At 60.4% G+C, this 19,528-nt stretch carries 13 protein-coding genes; 2 read left to right on the forward strand and 11 right to left on the reverse strand.

Annotated elements, in window-relative coordinates; all coding sequences use genetic code 11:
• Positions 1 to 358 precede the first annotated feature (358 nt).
• The 6 genes from glgP to asd all read right to left on the reverse strand — a co-directional run bounded on the left by glgP (position 359) and on the right by asd (position 11,252).
• Positions 359 to 2,806, reverse strand: a complete 2,448-nt coding sequence (glgP, locus tag B3229_RS14050; protein ID WP_286871646.1) for a glycogen phosphorylase — start codon at positions 2,804 to 2,806, stop codon at positions 359 to 361.
• 21 nt (positions 2,807 to 2,827) lie between these two features.
• Complete coding sequence (gene glgA / locus B3229_RS14055; protein ID WP_048780995.1) at positions 2,828 to 4,261, reverse strand: glycogen synthase GlgA; 1,434 nt, start codon at positions 4,259 to 4,261, stop codon at positions 2,828 to 2,830.
• Between the two features lie 70 nt (positions 4,262 to 4,331).
• Positions 4,332 to 5,618 (reverse strand): glucose-1-phosphate adenylyltransferase, encoded by a 1,287-nt coding sequence (gene glgC, locus B3229_RS14060; protein ID WP_048780996.1) that lies wholly within the window; start codon positions 5,616 to 5,618, stop codon positions 4,332 to 4,334.
• A 10-nt stretch (positions 5,619 to 5,628) separates the two neighbouring features.
• Positions 5,629 to 7,605 carry a glycogen debranching protein GlgX gene (gene glgX, locus B3229_RS14065; RefSeq protein WP_048780997.1) on the reverse strand — a complete coding sequence of 659 codons (1,977 nt, stop codon included), beginning with the start codon at positions 7,603 to 7,605 and terminating at the stop codon, positions 5,629 to 5,631.
• Positions 7,602 to 9,785, reverse strand: coding sequence for a 1,4-alpha-glucan branching enzyme (glgB, locus tag B3229_RS14070; protein WP_048780998.1), 2,184 nt, complete (start codon positions 9,783 to 9,785; stop codon positions 7,602 to 7,604). The genes glgX and glgB overlap by 4 nt, the downstream gene beginning before the upstream one ends.
• A gap of 357 nt (positions 9,786 to 10,142) precedes the next feature.
• Positions 10,143 to 11,252, reverse strand: a complete 1,110-nt coding sequence (asd, locus tag B3229_RS14075) for an aspartate-semialdehyde dehydrogenase (protein ID WP_286871654.1) — start codon at positions 11,250 to 11,252, stop codon at positions 10,143 to 10,145.
• Positions 11,253 to 11,469: 217 nt separating this feature from the next.
• On the opposite strand from asd, the gene B3229_RS14080 reads away from it, so the two are divergent.
• Together B3229_RS14080 and B3229_RS14085 are read left to right on the forward strand one after the other, a co-directional pair.
• Positions 11,470 to 12,063 (forward strand): YhgN family NAAT transporter, encoded by a 594-nt coding sequence (locus tag B3229_RS14080; protein WP_033753533.1) that lies wholly within the window; start codon positions 11,470 to 11,472, stop codon positions 12,061 to 12,063.
• Between the two features lie 106 nt (positions 12,064 to 12,169).
• On the forward strand, positions 12,170 to 12,910 hold the full coding sequence (locus tag B3229_RS14085) for a carbonic anhydrase (RefSeq protein WP_048781000.1): 741 nt from the start codon (positions 12,170 to 12,172) through the stop codon (positions 12,908 to 12,910).
• A gap of 35 nt (positions 12,911 to 12,945) precedes the next feature.
• Here the strand turns inward: B3229_RS14085 and gntU are convergent, their stop codons facing one another.
• The 5 genes from gntU to ggt all read right to left on the reverse strand — a co-directional run bounded on the left by gntU (position 12,946) and on the right by ggt (position 19,517).
• Positions 12,946 to 14,286 carry a gluconate transporter gene (gene gntU, locus B3229_RS14090; RefSeq protein ID WP_033792632.1) on the reverse strand — a complete coding sequence of 447 codons (1,341 nt, stop codon included), beginning with the start codon at positions 14,284 to 14,286 and terminating at the stop codon, positions 12,946 to 12,948.
• 2 nt (positions 14,287 to 14,288) lie between these two features.
• On the reverse strand, positions 14,289 to 14,825 hold the full coding sequence (gene gntK, locus B3229_RS14095; protein ID WP_033753176.1) for a gluconokinase: 537 nt from the start codon (positions 14,823 to 14,825) through the stop codon (positions 14,289 to 14,291).
• 139 nt (positions 14,826 to 14,964) lie between these two features.
• Positions 14,965 to 15,960, reverse strand: a complete 996-nt coding sequence (gene gntR, locus B3229_RS14100) for a gluconate operon transcriptional repressor GntR (protein WP_286871658.1) — start codon at positions 15,958 to 15,960, stop codon at positions 14,965 to 14,967.
• Positions 15,961 to 16,052: 92 nt separating this feature from the next.
• Positions 16,053 to 16,748 carry a pirin family protein gene (locus B3229_RS14105; RefSeq protein WP_286871661.1) on the reverse strand — a complete coding sequence of 232 codons (696 nt, stop codon included), beginning with the start codon at positions 16,746 to 16,748 and terminating at the stop codon, positions 16,053 to 16,055.
• 1,014 nt (positions 16,749 to 17,762) lie between these two features.
• A complete protein-coding gene (gene ggt / locus B3229_RS14110; RefSeq protein WP_286871663.1) occupies positions 17,763 to 19,517 on the reverse strand; it encodes a gamma-glutamyltransferase in 1,755 nt (584 codons plus the stop codon).
• Between the last annotated feature and the right edge of the window lie 11 nt (positions 19,518 to 19,528).

The raw sequence follows: 19,528 nt of genomic DNA on the forward strand, positions 1-19,528 counted from the left end.
CGGTCCGTCAGAAATCCTGAGGGAGCGAAGGGACCCGCGCAGCGGGCGGGTGAGCTGGCCCGGGGCGCGGGTGCAGGGCCGGCGCCCACCGGCCCTGCTCGGTCGCCCGCAGCGGGCGAAATGAAACTCCCCCGCTGTCAGGCGAACGAAACCTGCACCGCTGTCAGGCAAACGAAACCCGCACCGCTGCCAGGCAAACGAAACCCGCACCGCTGTCAGGCAAACGAAACCCGCACCGCTGTCAGGCGAACGAAACCTGGCCGCTGTCAGGCGAAATGAAACTCCCTGCCGCCTGGCGGCGGAACCCGCTCAGGCCCGCCTGCGCAGCAGGCCAACCCGCCAGCGGGCGGGAACCCGCTCAGAGCCTCACTGGCTTAATATGCCAAATCTCATCCGCATACTCCTGGATGGTCCGGTCAGAAGAGAAATACCCCATATTAGCGATATTCAGCGCCGCGCGGCGCTGCCACTCCTCCGGCTTGAGATAAAGCTCATCCACCTTATCCTGGGTATCCACATAGCTGCGGTAATCCGCCAGCAGCTGATAGTGGTCGCCGAAGTTCACCAGCGAATCGAACAGATTGCGGTAGCGGCCTGGCTCCTGCGGACTGAAAACGCCGGAGGCGATCTGCGTCAGCACCTGATGCAGCTCGGCATCCTCTTCGTAATATTTACGCGGGTTGTAGCCGCCGCTGCGCAGGGCTTCCACCTGCGGCGTGGTGTTGCCGAAAATAAAGATATTCTCCTCGCCGACGTGCTCCAGCATCTCGACGTTGGCGCCGTCCAGCGTACCGATAGTCAGCGCGCCGTTGAGCGCGAACTTCATATTACTGGTGCCCGACGCCTCGGTGCCCGCCGTTGAGATCTGTTCGGAAAGATCCGCCGCCGGAATAATGATCTGCGCCAGGCTGACGCTGTAGTTCGGGATAAACACCACCTTCAGCTTGTTCTTCACTTGCGGATCGTTGTTGATCACGCTCGCCACGTCGTTGATCAGGTGAATAATGTGCTTGGCGGTATAGTAGGCCGAGGCCGCCTTGCCGGCGAAGATATTGACGCGCGGCACCCAGTCGGCGCCCGGATCGGCCTTGATGCGGTTATAGCGGGTAATCACGTGCAGCACGTTCAGCAGCTGACGTTTATATTCATGGATACGCTTGATCTGCACGTCGAACAGGGCGTTGGGATCCAGCACCACATCCATATTCTTCGCCACCCAGTCCGCCAGGCGACGCTTGTTATCGAACTTGGCGTCAGCCACCTTCTCGATAAACGCCGGATAGTCGATCTGCTGGTTAAGTTCGGCAAGCTGGCTAAGATCGGTGCGCCAGGTGCGGCCAATCTCTTCGTCCAGCAGCTCCGACAGCGCCGGGTTCGCCAGCGCCAGCCAGCGTCGCGGCGTCACGCCGTTGGTCTTGTTGCAGAAACGCCCCGGAAAGAGACGCGCGAAATCGGCGAACAGCGACTGCACCATCAGGTTGGAGTGCAGTTCGGAGACGCCGTTGACTTTGTGGCTCACTACCACCGCCAGCCACGCCATGCGAATGCGACGGCCGTTGTTCTCGTCGATGATCGAGATGCGCGACAGCAGGTCCCAGTCTTCCGGGTAGTACTCCTGAATGGTCTTCAGGAAGTAGTCGTTAATTTCGAAAATAATGCCAAGATGGCGCGGCAGGATCTTGCCGATCATCTCCACCGGCCAGGTTTCCAGCGCCTCGCTCATCAGCGTATGGTTGGTGTAAGAGAAGACCTGACAGGTCACTTCGAACGCATCGTCCCAGCTAAACTTATGCTCGTCGATCAGCAGACGCATCAGCTCCGGGATCGCCAGCACCGGATGGGTATCGTTCAGGTGAATAGCGATCTTGTCCGCGAGGTTGGACCAGGTTTTGTGCATCTGCCAGTGGCGGTTGAGGATATCCTGCACCGTAGCGGAAACCAGAAAATACTCCTGGCGCAGACGCAGCTCGCGTCCCGAATAGGTGGAATCGTCGGGATAGAGCACGCGCGAGACGTTTTCCGAATGGTTTTTATCTTCTACCGCCGCAAAATAATCGCCCTGGTTAAATTTGCCGAGGTTGATTTCGTTGCTCGCCTGCGCGCCCCACAGGCGCAGCGTATTAGTGGCATCGGTGTCGAAGCCGGGGATGATTTGATCGTACGCCATCGCGACGATCTCTTCAGTTTCCAGCCAGCGCACCTTCGCCCCTTCATGCTGAATGCGGCCGCCGAAGCGTATTTTGTAGCGCGTGTTGTAACGCTGGAACTCCCAGGGATTGCCGTACTCCAGCCAGTAGTCGGGTGACTCTTTCTGCTCGCCGTCGATAATATTCTGCCGAAACATGCCGTAATCGTAGCGGATGCCGTAGCCGCGTCCCGGCAGACCCAGCGTGGCGAGCGAATCGAGAAAACAGGCGGCCAGGCGCCCGAGGCCGCCGTTGCCGAGGCCGGGATCGTTCTCTTCTTCCATCAGGTCGGCCAGATTTAATCCCATCTCGTCCAGCGCCTGATTGAGATCGTCATAAATGCCCATCGCCATCAATGCGTTGCCTAAGGTCCGGCCTAGCAGAAACTCCATCGACAGGTAATAGACCTGACGGACATCCTGCGACAGCTGCGCGCGGCTGGAGCGCAGCCAGCGCTCCACCATGCGGTCGCGCACCGCCAGCAGCGAGGCGTTGAGCCAGTCATGCTGGTTCGCCACGGAGGGATCCTTGCCAATGGTAAACATCAGCTTATAGGCAATCGAGTGTTTCAGCGCTTCGACCGTGAGTGTCGGCGACGTATAGGTGAAAGGAGCATTCATATCAGTTATCCCAGTCTCTGATTACAGCAAACGTTGGTAAAGATCGCGGTAGGCCTGCGCGGCCACTTGCCAACTGAAATCCATCCCCATCGCCTGTCGCTGAACGTAACGCCAGAGAGAAGGCCGCGACCACAATACAAAAGCACGTCGAATTGCCCGCAGCAGCGACCAGGCGTTGCTGTCTTCAAAGCTGAATCCGCTGGCGATGCCGTCGGCCAGGTTCTCCAGCGAGCTGTCGTTAACCGTATCGGCCAGGCCGCCCGTGCGCCGCACCAGCGGCAGCGTGCCATATTTCAGGCCGTAGAGCTGCGTCAGGCCGCAGGGTTCAAAGCGGCTCGGCACCATGATGACGTCCGCGCCGCCGACGATGCGGTGCGAGAAGGCTTCGTGATAGCCGATCTGCACGCCGACGCTGCCGGGATGCTCCGCCGCCGCGGCGAGAAAGCCCTGCTGCAGCTCCGCGTCGCCCTGTCCGAGCAGCACCAGCTGTCCGCCCTGGGCCAGCAGGCCAGGCAGCGCTTCCAGCACCAGGTCCAGCCCTTTTTGCCGCGTCAGACGGCTGATCACCGCGAACACCGGCACGCTGTCGTCGACCTTCAGCCCCATGGCGATTTGCAGCTGCCGTTTGTTCTCGGCCTTCGCCTCCAGCGTGTCGCGGTTATAGCGCGCGCTCAGCAGCAGGTCGTGCGCCGGATCCCAGATGCCGGGATCGACGCCGTTAAGGATGCCGCTCAGACGCCCTTCGCGCAGCCGCTGCTCCAGCAGCGACTCCATGCCGTAGCCGAACTCCGGGCGCGTGATTTCATGCGCATAGGTCGGGCTGACGGCGGTGATGTGATCGGCGAAGAAGAGGCCCGCCTTCAGATAGGAGATCTGTCCGTAGAACTCCAGCCCGTGCATGTCGAAGAAAGCTCTCGGCAGCTGGATCTCTTCCAGATGGCGCGCGTCGAACAGCCCCTGATAGGCCAGGTTGTGGACGGTAAACACCGACTTTGCCGGACGTCCGCGCGCCTCCAGATAGGCGCAGGTCAGACCCGCATGCCAGTCGTGCGCATGAACGATATCGGGCCGCCAGTAGGTGTCCAGCCCGCTGGCGATTTCGCACCCCATCCAGCCAAGCAGCGCGAAGCGCAAATAGTTATCCACATAGGCGAACTGCGACGTATCGTGATACGGGCTGCCGGGTCGCTCGTAGAGCTCCGGCACGTCGATCAGATAGATGCCGACGCCATTGAAATGGCCAAACAGCAGCCGCGTTGGACCGGCGAAAGTCTGCAACTCGGCCACCACCTCCGTTTCGGGGATCCCTTTAAGCAGATCGGGAAAAGCGGGCAGCAGCACCCGCGTATCCGTACCATCCGCAATCTGCGCCTGCGGCAATGCCCCAACAACATCAGCCAACCCGCCGGTTTTTAGCAGCGGAAAAAGTTCTGAACAGACATGTAAAACCTGCATCCTCGGCCTCTTAATAAGTGATCGGGCGCGATCCTCGCGTCGATTATATGGTGCTTTTTATCGTTGGCGGCTACGCGCTGGCCAGCCTGGCAAGCATGGCGCGTGTGACCAGAACGATACCCTCTTCTGAACGGTAAAACCGACGACTATCCTCGTCAGGATTCTCTCCTATCACCATGCCTTCCGGCAGCACACAGGCGCGATCGATCACGCAGCGACGCAGGCGGCAGGAGCGTCCCACCACCACGTCCGGCAGCAGTACGGCGGAATCGATATTGCAAAACGAGTTAATACGCACGCGTGGAAACAGTACCGAGTTCACCACGACCGAGCCGGAGATGATGGTGCCGCCAGAGATCAGCGAATTCATCGTCATACCATGGCTGCCCGAACGGTCCTGCACGAACTTGGCGGGCGGCAACGGCTCCATATGGGTTCGGATCGGCCAGGTATGGTCATACATATCCAGCTCCGGCGTCACCGACGCCAGATCGAGGTTAGCGCGCCAGTAAGCTTCCAGCGTCCCTACATCACGCCAGTAGGGCGGCGAACTTTCATCCTGCTGCACGCAGGAGAGCGTAAACGAATGGGCATACCCTTCGCCGCTCGCTACCACTTTCGGCAGAATATCTTTGCCGAAGTCGTGGTTAGAATTAGGCTCCTGCAGATCTTCCTCCAGCAGCTGATAGAGATAATCGGCGTTAAACACGTAGATCCCCATACTGGCCAGCGCCTGCGTATCGTCGCCGGGCATGGCGGGCGGCTGCGGCGGCTTCTCTACAAAGTCGATCACTTTATTGTTTTCATCCACGGCCATCACGCCAAAGGCGGTCGCTTCGTGCAGCGGCACGGGCAGGCAGGCGATGGTGCACTTCGCGTTGGCGTCGACGTGGTCGAGCAGCATGCGCGAATAGTCCATTTTATAAATATGATCCCCGGCCAGAATCACGATGTACTGCGCCTGATAGCGGCGAATAATGTCGAGGTTCTGGGTCACGGCGTCTGCGGTGCCGCGATACCAGTGTTCAGTTAAGGTGCGCTGCTGCGCCGGCAGCAAATCCACAAACTCATTCATCTCTTCGTTGAAGATAGACCAGCCGCGCTGAACGTGCTGCGTTAGCGTGTGCGACTGGTACTGCGTTATCACGCCGATCCGGCGGATACCTGAGTTAACGCAGTTCGAAAGAGCAAAGTCGATGATGCGAAACTTGCCGCCGAAATGCACCGCTGGCTTGGCGCGTTTGGCAGTCAGGTCTTTCAGGCGCGTACCCCTTCCCCCGGCGAGGATCAGCGCAACCGTCTGTGTAGGGAGCTGGCGGGCCAGCATCAGGTGATCGGTTCTGTCTAACTTAACCATGTCTGACTCCTTATGATTGCTTTTGGAACACGCACACGCCGTGTGCGGGACCATGCCAGACAGTCGACAAAATGGGGTTGTCATCCCCGGCGAAAGGAGGAACGGCACGCCATTCTCCGTCTGGTAAGGCGATGTCACTCACCGAATCCGTGGCGTTTATTGTTATTAACCAGCGGCCGGAGAGCAGAATCTGCATTCTGTGCGCCTTCTGCTCCCACTCCTCTCGCTGCAGTGGTCTGCCGCTGGCATTGAACCACTGCACATTGCCGTCGCCCTCTTGCCACCAGCGATCGGCGGTTAACGCCGGGATCTGCTGACGCAAACGGATCAGGGCGGCGGTAAAATCCACCAGACTGCTCTCTTCTTCCTGCCAGTCGAGCCAGGTCAGGATATTATCCTGACAGTAGGCGTTGTTGTTGCCGTGCTGGCTGTGGCCGCGCTCGTCGCCGGCGAGCAGCATCGGCGTGCCCTGCGCCAGCAGCAGCGACGTCAGCAGCGCATGCGTGCTCAGGCGACGGCGCTCGATCACGTCGAAGCTGGCGCGCAGCCCTTCTACGCCGTGGTTGTAGCTGAAATTGCCGTTGCTGCCGTCGCGGTTATCCTCGCCGTTGGCCTGGTTATGCTTATGGTTAAAGCTCACCACGTCGCGCAGCGTAAAGCCGTCGTGCGCAGTAATCAGGTTGACGGCGGCGTGCGGCAGTCGGCCGTCGCGCTGGAACAGATCGCTGGAGGCGGCGAAGCGGCGCGCGAACGCGCCGTTACTGACGTCGCGGTGCAGCCAGAAGCGCCGCATATCGTCGCGGAAATGGTCGTTCCACTCGGCGAACAGCGGCGGAAAGTTGCCGACCTGATAGCCGCCTGGCCCGATATCCCAGGGTTCGGCGATCAGCTTGACCTGCGAGAGCAGCGGGCAGGCTTTGATCGCCTCGAACAGCGGCGCGTGCGCCGAGAAATCGGGCGTGCGCCCCAGCACCGGCGCCAGATCGAAGCGAAAGCCGTCGACGTGGCAGACGCGCACCCAGTAGCGCAACGCCTCCAGCGCCCAGTTCATCACCTCAGGATCGCTGAGATTCAGGGTATTGCCGCAGCCGGTCCAGTTTTCATATTCGCCCTGCGGGCTCAGCCAGTAGTAGCTGGCGTTATCGACGCCGCGCTGCGACAGCGTCGGGCCGATCTCCTCCAGCTCGGCGGTGTGGTTGAACACCACGTCCAGCAGCACTTCGATACCCGCCGCGTGCAGATCCTTCACCGCCTGCTGAAACTCCTGCAGAGGCGACGCGCTCTCCTGCGAGGCGTAGCGCGGATCGACGGCCCAGAGCGCAAAAGGGTTGTAGCCCCAGTAGTTACTTAATCCAAGACGCTGCAGGCGCGGCTCGCTGGCGAAATGGGCCACCGGCAGCAGCTCCAGCGCGGTGACGCCGAGATGGCGCAGGTAATTCACCATAACAGGATGGCCGAGGGCGGCGTAAGTCCCGCGCAGCGATTCCGGAATTTCCGGATGTCGCTGCGTTAATCCGCGGACGTGCGCTTCGTAAATAATCGTGTTGCCCCAGGGCGTACGCGGGGCGACGTCGCCTTCCCAGTCGAAGTCCTCCGCCACCACCAGCGATTTAGGCGCCACGGCGGCGCTGTCCTGCTCGTCAGGCTGCTCGATACCGCCGTAAAGTCGTGGGTCGTCTGTTACCTCGCCCTCTACCGCGCGGGCGCAGGGATCGACCAACAGCTTGGCGGGATTAAAGCGGTGCCCGCGCTCAGGCGCCCAGGGGCCGTGAACGCGGAAGCCGTAGCGCTGACCCGGTTTTAGCGCGGCCGCATAGCCGTGCCAGATATCGCCGGTGCGCGCCGGCAGATCGAAGCGTCGCTCTTTGCCCTGGTCGAACAGGCAAAGCTCGACGCGCGCGGCATGCCGGGAGAAGAGCGTAAAGTTAACGCCCTTGCCGTCGTAACTGGCGCCTGGCGGCTCAGCACGTCCCGGAAGCAGCGTCATTCCGCCTCCTTCACCAGCCAGATTGTCGCCAGCGGCGGCAGCGTCAGCGACAGGGACTGCGATCGGTTGTGGCTGGCGATCTCATCGGTATGCACCACCGGGTTGCGCGTATCGCTGCCGTGATAGCTGTGCTGATCGGTGTTGATCACTTCGCGCCAGTTCCCCGCCTGATTAACGCCAAAGCGATAGTTGTGGCGCGGCACCGGCGTAAAGTTGCTGGCGACGATAATCTCGTTGCCGTCGCGGTCGCGGCGCACAAAGACGAAGACCGAGTTTTCGCGATCGTCGACCACCAGCCACTCAAAGCCGGCCGGGTCGAAATCGAGCTGATGCATCGGCGCGTAGTGGCGATAGGTGTGGTTGAGGTCGCGCACCAGCCGCTGCACGCCGTGGTGCCAGTTATCGGCGCCCTCCAGCAGATGCCAGTCAAGGCTGACATCGTGGTTCCACTCTTTGCCCTGTGCGAACTCGCCGCCCATAAACATCAGTTTTTTGCCGGGGAAGGCCCACATCCAGCCGTAGTAGGCGCGCAGGTTGGCGAACTTCTGCCAGGGGTCGCCCGGCATACGATCAAGCAGCGACTTCTTGCCGTGCACCACTTCGTCATGGGAAAGCGGCAGCATGAAGTTTTCGGTGTAGTTGTACATCATGCCGAAGCTCATCAGGTCGTGATGATGGCAGCGATATATCGGGTCTAGCTTCATGTAGTCGAGGGTGTCGTGCATCCAGCCCAGATTCCACTTGTACCAGAAGCCGAGGCCGCCCGATTCCGGCGGACGCGACACGCCGTCGAAATCGGTGGACTCTTCGGCGATGGTGACGGTGCCTGGCGCGGCGCGCCCCAGCGTGCGGTTGGTGTAGCGCAGGAAGGCGATAGCTTCGAGATTTTCCCGACCGCCGTAGTGGTTCGGCACCCATTCGCCTTCGGCGCGGCTATAGTCGCGGTAGATCATCGAGGCCACGGCGTCGACGCGCAAACCGTCGATGCCGTAGCGCTCCAGCCAGTAGAGCGCGTTGCCCGCCAGATAGTTGCTCACTTCGCGGCGGCCAAAGTTGTAGATCAGGGTGTTCCAGTCCTGATGATAGCCTTCGCGCGGGTCGCTGTGCTCGTAGAGCTCGGTACCGTCGAACTTCGCCAGGCCGAAATCGTCGCTGGGGAAGTGGCCCGGCACCCAGTCGAGCAGCACGTTCAGGCCCGCTTCGTGCGCGGCGTTAATGAAATAAAGGAATTCGTCGCGCGTGCCGAAGCGGCGCGTCGGCGCATACATGCCGAGCGGCTGATAGCCCCAGCTGCCGTCGAAGGGATGCTCGTTGATCGGCAGCAGCTCGATGTGGGTGAAGCCCATCTCTTTGACGTAGGGCACCAGCTGCTCCGCCAGCTCTTTGTAGCTGAGCCAGAAGTTGTTCTCGGTGTGGCGGCGCCATGAGCCGAGATGCACCTCGTAGACGGAGATCGGCGCGTCGAATTCGTTGCGCGCCTTACGCTCTTCGGCCATCTCGACCTTCGGCGGCAGGCCGCAGATCATCGAGGCGGTTTGCGGGCGCATCTGCGCCTCGAAGGCGTAAGGGTCAGCTTTAATACGCAGCTGGCCGCTGTTATCGACGATTTCAAACTTATAGAGCTGACCGTTGTACGCGCCCGGCACAAACAGCTCCCAGATACCCATTTCGCGGCGGAAGCGCATCGGATGGCGGCGGCCGTCCCAGAAGTTGAAATCGCCCACCACCGAGACGCGCTGCGCGTTAGGCGCCCAGACGCTAAAGCGCGTGCCGTGCACGTCGTCAATTACCGCGCCGTGCGCGCCCAGGGTTTCGTAAGGGCGCAAATGGGTGCCTTCCGCCAGCAGCCAGGCGTCCATCTCCTGCAGCAGCGGCCCGAAGCGATAGGCGTCGTCGATCAGATTCTGCTGACCGTGCCAGTTCACCGCCAGCTGGTAGCGAAACATATTCTTGCGGCGCGGCACCACCGCGCTGAAAAAGCCGCGCGAATCGAGGCATTTCAGCTGGGCGACTTTGCGCCCGGTGTTAGTCTCTATTACCCATACTTCCGAAGCGTCGGGCAGCAGCGCCCTGACTTCCAGCCCGTTGGCTGTCTGGTGCATCCCCAGCAAGGCGAAGGGATCGGAGTAATTACCCGCAAACAGGGCATTGATCGCCAGGCGATCGGGAAGCTCTGACATGACTTTCTTCCTGTGATTATGTGGCAGGCGAAATGAGCGCGGCTTATGCCACGCATCAGGTGCGCTGCTCTTCATTGAGCCATGCGTACAACGGCAGAGAAAGGAAACCGCTCCGTGGGAAAATAACTTTGCCGTGTACAACAACTATTCAGTGCGAAATGCAAAACAGTCAACAACCGGCACATCATTGTTAAATCATAGCTTGGGCTTGCAGGTTGCCAGCCCGGAAAGCGAAAAATTGTTGGCGGGGACGTAAAAAAGGGAAGCCGATCACTTACAGACGCTAAGCGGTTTGACTTATTTCAGAATAATCAGGCAAAAGGCCGGGAACATCCCGGCCTCGCTTAGTGTTTTGTTTTAGTCGACCAGCAGACGCAACATGCGGCGCAGCGGCTCGGCCGCGCCCCACAGCAGCTGATCGCCGACGGTAAAGGCAGAGAGATACTCCGGGCCCATATTGAGCTTGCGCAGGCGACCGACCGGCGTGGTCAGTGTGCCGGTCACCGCCGCAGGCGTCAGCTCGCGCATGGTCAGCTCGCGGTCGTTAGGCACCACTTTCACCCACTCGTTATGGGACGCCAGCAGCTGTTCGATTTCCGCCAGCGGCACATCTTTTTTCAGCTTCAGGGTGAACGCCTGGCTGTGGCAGCGCAGCGCGCCGACGCGCACGCAGAGGCCATCGACCGGAATGGTGCGCGCGGTGCCGAGGATCTTGTTGGTTTCCGCCTGACCTTTCCACTCTTCGCGGCTCTGGCCGTTGTCGAGCTGCTTGTCGATCCACGGGATCAGACTGCCGGCCAGCGGCACGCCGAAGTTATCGGTCGGCAGCGTGCCAGAGCGGGTCAGCTCGGTGACGCTGCGCTCAATGTCGAGAATGGCCGACGCCGGATCCTGCAGCGAGGTGGCGACGTGGTTATGCAGCATACCCATCTGGGTCAGCAGTTCGCGCATATGGCGCGCGCCGCCGCCGGACGCCGCCTGATAGGTGGCGACGGAGGCCCACTCCACCAGATCCTGGGCAAACAGGCCGCCCAGCGACATCAGCATCAGACTCACGGTGCAGTTGCCGCCGACGAAGGTGTTGATGCCTTTGTCGAGGCCCTGACGAATCACCTGATGGTTGACCGGATCGAGAATAATGATGGCGTCGTCTTTCATGCGCAGCGTCGAGGCCGCGTCAATCCAGTAGCCCTGCCAGCCGCTGGCGCGCAGCTTCGGGTAGACTTCACTGGTATAGTCGCCGCCCTGACAGGTGATAATGATATCCAGCGCCCTGAGCGCCTCGATATCAAACGCATCCTGCAGCGCACCGGTGGACTTGCCGCCAAACGTCGGCGCAGCCTGTCCCAGTTGCGAGGTGGAGAAGAAGACCGGATTGATAACGTCAAAATCACGCTCTTCGCTCATGCGCGACATCAGCACGGAGCCGACCATACCGCGCCAACCAATAAAACCTACATTATTCATTTTCTGTCCGTCTCAGTCAGCGATAAGGGCCGACCTGCTTACCGAAGGGAAGAACGGAATGGGTTTTCACTCCGCTCTGCGTCATAAATGGATTTACCTGTGACCAACAACTCTACAAAATGCAGCTTTTCTGGCAAGTGAATTAATTCGATTGCGCCAACTTTTTCAGCAGCGCGGCTAATAACCCCGCGTCGGGATGAAAGGAATAACCAAAAAAATGACTGAAATGATTTCTGCGACCATCTTACTGCTGCTGATTATGGATCCACTGGGCAACCTGCCGATTTTTATGTCGGTGCTCAAGCATCTGGAGCCGAAGCGGCGGCGCGCGGTGCTGATCCGCGAGCTGCTGATCGCGCTGGTGCTGATGCTGCTGTTTCTGTTCGCGGGCGAACGCATTCTGACGTTCCTTAATCTGCGCACCGAAACCGTCTCGATTTCCGGCGGCGTGATCCTGTTTCTTATCGCCATCCGCATGATTTTCCCGTCGGACGAAAGCAGCAGCAGCGGCCTGCCCGCGGGCGAAGAGCCCTTTCTGGTGCCGCTGGCGATCCCGCTGGTCGCCGGCCCGTCGCTGCTCGCCACGCTGATGCTGCTGTCGCATCAGTATCCTAACCAGATGGGGCATCTTGTCGGCGCGCTGCTGATCGCCTGGGGCGTCACGGTGACGATTCTGCTGCTGTCGGGGCTGTTTTTACGGCTGCTGGGCGACAAAGGCGTCAACGCGCTGGAGCGTCTGATGGGGCTGATTTTGATTATGCTGGCGACGCAGATGTTCCTGGACGGCATTCGCGTCTACCTCAAGCTGTAGCGCCTCGCCGCAAATAACCTTTATCTTGGTGTGGTTTTGGGTTGATTAATGTTTCGCTGCGTATTATCGCGCCGTTTAACCGTTAATTTCATACCAGGACCACACCATGAAAACCGCTCAACCCGCCCAGCCTGCCCGTCGCTCCATTCTGAAGAAAACGCTGGCGCTGTCCGCGCTCTCCGTAACCGGCGTTGGCACACTGGGCCTGCCGACCCTCTCTTTCGCCGCCTCGCTGAGCAAAGAGGAGCGCGACGCCATGACGCCGGACGCGGTCATCGCCCACTTTAAGCAGGGCAACCTGCGCTTTCGCGAAAACCGTCCGGTAAAACATGACTACCTGGCGCAGAAGCGCAACAGCATTGCCGGTCAGTACCCGGCGGCGGTGATCCTGAGCTGCATCGACTCGCGCGCGCCCGCTGAGATTGTGCTGGACGCCGGCATCGGCGAAACCTTCAACGCGCGCGTCGCCGGTAATATCAGCAACCGCGATATGCTGGGCAGCATGGAGTTCGCCTGCGCCGTTGCCGGCGCGAAGGTGGTGCTGGTGATGGGACATACGCGCTGCGGCGCGGTGCGCGGCGCGATCGATAACGCGGAGCTGGGCAACCTGACCGGCCTGCTGGAGGAGATTAAGCCGGCCATCGAGAAAACCGTCTACAGCGGCGAGCGTAGCGGCAGCAACTACGATTTCGTCGACGCGGTAGCGCGGAAAAACGTCGAGCTGACCATCGAGAGCATCCGTAACAACAGCCCGGTGCTGAAGCAGCTGGAAGAGCAGAAAAAAATCAAAATCGTCGGCAGCATGTACCATCTGTCCGGCGGCAAAGTTGAGTTTTTCGAGGCTTAAGCGAGAAGCCGTCACGCAGGCGTGACGGCTTTTAGTCAGGACAGCAGCTGAAAGGCGATCATGCCGACAATGGCGCCTACTGTGCCGAGGATGGTCTCCATCAGCGTCCAGGTCTTCAGGGTTTCCCCTTCGGTGGCGCCGGTAAAGCGGCCAAACAGCCAGAAGCCCGCATCGTTAACGTGGCTAATAATGATAGAGCCGCCGCCGATGCAGATAGAGAGCGCCGCCAGCTGCGCGCCGCTGTAGTGCAGCGGTTCAATCACCGGCATTACCAGCCCGACCGTGGTGAGGCAGGCGACCGTGGCCGACCCCTGAATCACGCGCACCGCGCCGGAAAGGATAAAGCAGGCCAGCGCGACGGGCAGCCCCGCGCCGGTCAGCGCATGGCCCAGCACCGGGCCGACGCCAGAATCGACCAGTACCTGCTTGAACACGCCGCCCGCGCCGATCACCAGCAGGATTATGCCCGCAGGCTGCAGCGCGCTGCCGCACACCTGCATCACCTTCTCTTTATCCATGCCCTGACGGTAGGCCAGGCCGTAAATCGCCACCAGGCAGGCGATGAGGATCGCCGTAAAGGGATGGCCGATAAACTCCAGCCACTCATACAGCGAGGAGCCCTGCTCGGTAAAGCGCGCGCCGATGGTTTTCAGCCCCACCAGCATCAGCGGAAACAGGATCAGCGCCAGGCTGAAGCCGAACGACGGCAGCTTCGCCGCGTCGACGTCCGGCTGATGATCTTCCGGCGGCGCGCTAAAGGTCACGTGACGCGCAATCAGCGAACCGAACAGCGGACCGGCGATCAGCATGCCGGGAATGGCGGCGCACAGGCCGAGCAGGATCATCCATCCGAAGTCGGCGTGCATCTGCGAGGCGAGCAGCATCGGCGCCGGGCCTGGCAGCAGAAAGGCCGCCGAGGCCGCCACGCCGGCGAACAGCGGGATAACCAGCTTCACCAGGTTATCGTGGGTGCGGCGCGCCACGGCGAAGGCAATGCTGATCAACAGCACCACCGCCACCTCAAAGAAGAGCGGCAGCGCGCAGATCAGGCCGGCGATGCCCATGGCGTAGTGGGCGCGGCTTTCGCCGAAGGTTTTCAGCATGCGGATGGCGATCTGATCGACCGCGCCCGTCTCATGCAGGATTTTGCCGAACATCGCGCCCAGCGCGACGACGATAGCGAGGAAGCCCAGCGTGCCGCCCATGCCTTTCTGCATGGTATCGGCGATCTTGTCCAGCGGCATGCCGGAGCAGAGGCCTGCGCCAATCGACACCAGCATCAGCGCGACGAAGGCGTGCATCCGCGCTTTCATCACCAAAAAAAGCAGCAGCAGGACAGAGCCTGCTGCGGTTAAAACCAGCGTTGCGGTACTCATGACTAACCCTTGTTGATGGCTTTCCCGATAGCCGCAACCGTAGCCGCAACAACTTCGTCAACTGAATGATTGATATCGACCGTCAGCACGTCCGGCTCGTCTGCGCCCGGCTCTTCCAGCGTGGCGAACTGCGTCACCAGCATCTGCGGTTTAAAGAAGTGGCCTTTGCGCGCCTTCAGACGAGATTCGATGGTGTCGAAATCGCCCTTGAGGTAGATAAAGCGCAGGTTGTCGTTGCCCTGACGCAGAATGTCGCGGTAACGCTTTTTCAGCGCGGAACAGACGATAATGGAGATTGCCTGGGTACGCTGCATGGCGAACGCGGCGTCGTTGAGCGCCTGTAGCCATGGCTGACGATCGTTGTCGTCCAGCGGATGGCCGTCGGCCATTTTTAAAATATTGGCGCGCGGATGAAGAAAATCGCCGTCAAGAAACGCGGTATTGAGCTGGTGGGAAACCTGGTTAGCGACAACGGACTTTCCGCTGCCTGAAACGCCCATCAGAATAAAGACGTGATGCGACGAAGATTGAGTAGTCATTTTTCTGCTCCGGCAGGTAAATTCGCCAATGTTACCGATAACAATGCTGGTTGCCATTGTGTTAAGCCCACTACAGGCTGGCAACCCTGTTTAGCCGGAAAAGCACGAAAGTGTGAACTGACTCATAAAAATGCCAGATTCAGATGCTGCCGCCTTCGCTGATGTCGAAGCCGATATCCAGCGGCGCGGAGACGCTGACATCGCCGCTGATACGCGCCAGCAGCATGGCGGCCGCTTCGCGTCCCATGCGTTCGCGCGGCGTCAGGACGGTCGCCAGCTGCGGCGTCACAACCTGACTAATATCATGGCCGTGAAAGCCGGCGATCGCCATTTGCGACGGAACTTTTAATCCCTGGCGCTGGCATTCAAACATCGCGCCGACCGCCAGGTCGTCGTTGGTGCAGAACAGACTGTCAGTTTGCGGATAGCGACGCTGCGCCTCGCACAGCAGCATACCGCCCGCGCTGAAGGAAGAGGCCTCTTCCATCATTACGCTGCGCGGCTCCAGCCCCGCTTCGCGCATCGCTTTCTCGTAGCCCTGCTGCTTCTGCAGGGTGCGCTCATCAAGACGCGCCCCCAGGTAAACCGTATGGCGATGCCCTTTGCGCAGGATAGCGTGCGTCATCTGGCGCGCCGCCTCGACGTTATCGAAGCCTACCGCCATATCGAGGCACGGCGAGACGCTGTCCATCATCTCAATCACCGGAATGCCCGCCACTTCCAGCATGCGCAGCGTGGCGGGAGTATGGGTGCGCTCGGTGAGAATGACGCCGTCGATATTCCAGCCCAGCAGCGAACGCAGCTGCAGCTCCTCTTTTTGCGGGCTGTAGCCGAAGTGGGCGACCAGCGTCTGATAGCCCGCCTCGTCGGTTACCGCTTCGATGCCGCGCAGCACGTCGGCAAACACCTGGTTGGTCAGCGAAGGCAGCAGCACGCCGATGGCGCGGCTGGTGGCGTTGGAGAGCATATCCGGCGCGCGGTTAGGGATGTAGCCCAGCTCATCAAGCGCGACGGCAATCTTGTCGCGCAGCGGCGCGGAAACCTGCTCAGGATTGCGCAGGTAGCGGCTGACGGTCATTTTCGTTACGCCGACACGATCGGCAACATCCTGTAATACCGGTCTTTTTTTCTTCATCGTATGCGCCCAGGGTCACAATTACGATGAGTCTATCACTATTCAGCGGGAGAATTGTAAACCGGGCGCGACTGTGCGCGCCCCGTCACCGCTTAAACCGGCGGCAGATCGAACAGCAGCACTTCGGCGTCGCTGCTGGCTTCCAGGGTTACGCTCGCCTCATCCCAGACGGCAAACGCGTCGCTGGTGCGGGCGGTTTCGCCGTTGACGCGGATCTCGCCTTTAACCACCTGCACCCAGACGCGGCGGCCGGTTTCGATAGCGACCTCATCTTTTTCGCCTGCGCTGAAGACCCAGCGCGACAGCGTCATATCCTGATAGACCTTGAGCGATCCCTCACGGGCGTCCGGCGTCAGCACAAACTGACGTCCTTTTACGTCCGGGAAGCGGCGCTGGGCGTAACGCGGTTCGATGCCGGTACGCTCTGGAATAATCCAGATCTGATAAAGGTGCAGCGGATCGCTGCTGCTGGCGTTGTACTCAGAGTGACGCACGCCGGTGCCCGCGCTCATGATCTGAAATTCGCCCGCCGGGATCTGCTCTTTATTGCCCATGCTGTCCTGATGCTCGACGGTGCCGGAGAGCACGTAGGTCAGGATCTCCATATCTTTGTGCGGGTGCGTACCGAAGCCCTGCCCGGCCGCGACGATATCTTCGTTAATGACGCGCAGCGCTGAAAAGCCCATAAAATTCGCGTCGTGATAGCTGGCGAAAGAGAAGGTGTGCCAGCTTTCCAGCCAGCCGTGATTCGCGTGGCCGCGTTCTTCTGCTTTGCGTAAGTAAATCATGTTCAGTTCTCCTCAATGTTTTAAAACAGTCTGAACCTGAGGCGAACCTATTGATAGCTGAAAAACTTCACGCCTCTGTTCAAAAAAGGTGAACAAGCGATTTGCGGATGATGAGCAGGGTTGAATAATGCGGCGGGCAAAAAAAAAGCCAGCACCCGAGCTGGCTAAGTAATACTGGAAGCAATGTGAGCAATGTCGTGCTTTCCGGTTTGTCTGAGGACGCCCCGAGAACGCATCGCAATAATAATCATTATCATTCGCGTCTGTAAAGGCTTTTATGATCTTTTCTGTTGATTATTAATAAGATTTCCTTGATGTTTGAAAGGGTTTTTAGTATCGGCTGAGCAAACACTCTGAGCGGGTTCCGCCCGCCAGGCGGCAGGGAGTTTCAGCCGCTCCGCTGCTGGCGTGCGTGTTAAGGGGCTCGCCAGCCCCTTAACAATCCCGGCTTCCGGCAGCCTCCACGCCGCGCTCCGCGCGGTCCCTTCGTTGCTTACGTCGGCCGCACGGACCGCGCGGATTCGACATCCTGTCTCATGCCGCGCTCTCGCCGACGTCCTGTCGGCTCGTCCTGGCCGCCGTGCGCGCCTCAGCGTGTCGGATGCCTCTGACTGCCCCGCCTGTGAGTTTCATTATTTTTTATTAACGACAGCGTCGTCTGAACGCATGATTCATGCTTTCAGCGATGAGGCTGCGCCTTCAATAATCAGGATTTGCAGCGGGGGTTGTGGGGGCCATCGCAGCCGCTGAGCGGAGGAAGGATTTCAGGATGAGGCGACAGGACGTCGCCGAAAGCGCGGGCCAGGCCAGGACGGCCTGTCCTGCGCGGTCCGTCAGAAATCCTGAGAGAGCGAAGGGACCCGCGCAGCGGGCGGGTGAGCTGGCCCGGGGCGCGGGTGCAGGGCCGGCGCCTACCGGCCCTGCTCGGTCGCCTGCAGCGGGCGAAATGAAACTCCCTCGCTGTCAGGCGAACGAAACTTGCGCCAAGGCCCGCCTGCGCAGCAGGCCAACATTTTAATACCCCGCGCTTAAATCCCCTGGCGTACGCGGGTCCGATGCGCCGTAAAGCGTGCCGTCCGGCCCAATCATAATGCTCTGCGTGCTGCCCATTGCCGGCAACACCTTCACATGCTGCCCTTTATTCTCCAGCAAACGCAGCGTGTCCGGGCTGAACCCCTTCTCGACGCGCAGCTGATCCGGCAGCCACTGGTGATGGAAGCGCGGCGCATTGGTCGCCTCTGCAACGTTCATCCCGAAATCGACGCTGTTCACCACCATTTGCAGCACGGTGGTGATAATGCGGCTGCCGCCCGGACTGCCGGTCACCAGCCAGGTTTTGCCCCCTTTCGCCACAATGGTCGGCGACATCGACGAGAGCGGACGCTTGGCGGGCTGTACCGCATTCGCTTCGCCGCCAACCAGTCCGTAGACGTTCGGCGTGCCCGGCTTGGCGGAGAAGTCGTCCATTTCGTTGTTCAGCAGGATGCCGCTGTTGCCCGCGACGATGCCGCTGCCGAAATTGGTATTCAGGGTATAGGTCACCGCGACTGCCGTGCCCTGCTTATCTACGACTGAAAAGTGTGTGGTCTGGTTGCTCTCATAGGGTTCCAGCTTGCCAGGCTTAATCTCGCTCGACGGACGCGCTTTCGCCACGTCAATCTGCTGCGCGATCGACTTCGCGTAGGCTTTGCTGGTGAGCGCCTGCCACGGCACTTTGACAAAATCGGGATCGCCAAGATACTCCGAGCGGTCGGCATAGGCGTATTTCTCCGCTTCAGCGACCACCTGCATCGCGTCGGCGCTGCCGAAGCCCATTTTCGCCAGATCGAAGTTTTCCAGAATATTGAGGATCTGCACGATATGGATCCCGCCGGATGAGGGCGGCGGCATAGAGAAGACCTCATAGCCGCGATAGGTGCCGCTGATCGGCTTACGCTCGACGGCACGGTAGGCCGCCAGATCCGCTTTGCCAATCAGGCCGCCGTGCTGCGCCATCTCGCTGGCAATCTCGTCGGCGATTTCGCCTTTATAGAAGGCGTCTGGTCCCTGCTGCGCAATCAGCTGCAGGCTGTGGGCGAGATTCTTCTGCACCAGACGATCGCCCTTCCGCCACGGCGTGCCGTCAGGCTTAAAGAAGATCGCCTTGCTGTTGGGATGCGCCAGCAGCACCTCCTTGCCGTAGGTTTTCAGATCGTCCGCCAGCGCGTCGTTGACCACATAGCCTTCGCGCGCCAGTTTGATCGCCGGCGCCAGCAGCGTGCTGAGCGGCAGCGTGCCATATTTTTGCGCCGCCAGCGCAAAGCCCGCCACGCTGCCGGGCGTGCCGGAGGCGAGATGCGAGGTCAGCGACAGCTTGCTGTCGGCGTTGCCCTGCTTATCGAGGAACATATCGCGCGAGGCGCGGCCCGGCGCCATTTCGCGGAAGTCGATAGAGGTAGCGCGGCCGGATGCGGTACGCAGCAGCATAAAGCCGCCGCCGCCCAGGTTGCCCGCCTGCGGATGCGTCACCGCCAGCGCGAAGCCGACGGCGACGGCGGCGTCCACCGCGTTGCCGCCCTGGCGCAGAATATCCACGCCAACCTGCGTCGCCAGCGCATCCACCGAGGCGACCATGCCGTTCTGCGCCCTGACGGGATGAAAGGTATCATCCTCGACGCCATAAGAGACGGGCGGCGCGCTGGCAGGCGCGGCGGCATCAGCGACGCTGACCACCGTTAAACTCATCATCACAGCCCAGCCAAGCTGGCGTATATTTCCTCGCATCATCATCCCTCTACCCT

Source organism: Pantoea sp. UBA5035 (assembly GCF_002415245.1).
GTDB classification, from domain to species: domain Bacteria; phylum Pseudomonadota; class Gammaproteobacteria; order Enterobacterales; family Enterobacteriaceae; genus Pantoea; species Pantoea septica.

Bases quoted from the DNA above. Each gene is read 5' to 3' on its own strand.
- gntU (WP_033792632.1), bottom strand. From the start codon at position 14,286: ATGAGTACCGCAACGCTGGTTTTAACCGCAGCAGGCTCTGTCCTGCTG.
- glgB (WP_048780998.1), bottom strand. From the start codon at position 9,785: ATGTCAGAGCTTCCCGATCGCCTGGCGATCAATGCCCTGTTTGCGGGT.
- asd (WP_286871654.1), bottom strand. From the start codon at position 11,252: ATGAATAATGTAGGTTTTATTGGTTGGCGCGGTATGGTCGGCTCCGTG.
- glgC (WP_048780996.1), bottom strand. From the start codon at position 5,618: ATGGTTAAGTTAGACAGAACCGATCACCTGATGCTGGCCCGCCAGCTC.
- B3229_RS14105 (WP_286871661.1), bottom strand. From the start codon at position 16,748: ATGATTTACTTACGCAAAGCAGAAGAACGCGGCCACGCGAATCACGGC.
- ggt (WP_286871663.1), bottom strand. From the start codon at position 19,517: ATGATGATGCGAGGAAATATACGCCAGCTTGGCTGGGCTGTGATGATG.
- glgA (WP_048780995.1), bottom strand. From the start codon at position 4,261: ATGCAGGTTTTACATGTCTGTTCAGAACTTTTTCCGCTGCTAAAAACC.
- glgP (WP_286871646.1), bottom strand. From the start codon at position 2,806: ATGAATGCTCCTTTCACCTATACGTCGCCGACACTCACGGTCGAAGCG.
- glgX (WP_048780997.1), bottom strand. From the start codon at position 7,605: ATGACGCTGCTTCCGGGACGTGCTGAGCCGCCAGGCGCCAGTTACGAC.
- B3229_RS14080 (WP_033753533.1), top strand. From the start codon at position 11,470: ATGACTGAAATGATTTCTGCGACCATCTTACTGCTGCTGATTATGGAT.
- gntR (WP_286871658.1), bottom strand. From the start codon at position 15,960: ATGAAGAAAAAAAGACCGGTATTACAGGATGTTGCCGATCGTGTCGGC.
- B3229_RS14085 (WP_048781000.1), top strand. From the start codon at position 12,170: ATGAAAACCGCTCAACCCGCCCAGCCTGCCCGTCGCTCCATTCTGAAG.
- gntK (WP_033753176.1), bottom strand. From the start codon at position 14,825: ATGACTACTCAATCTTCGTCGCATCACGTCTTTATTCTGATGGGCGTT.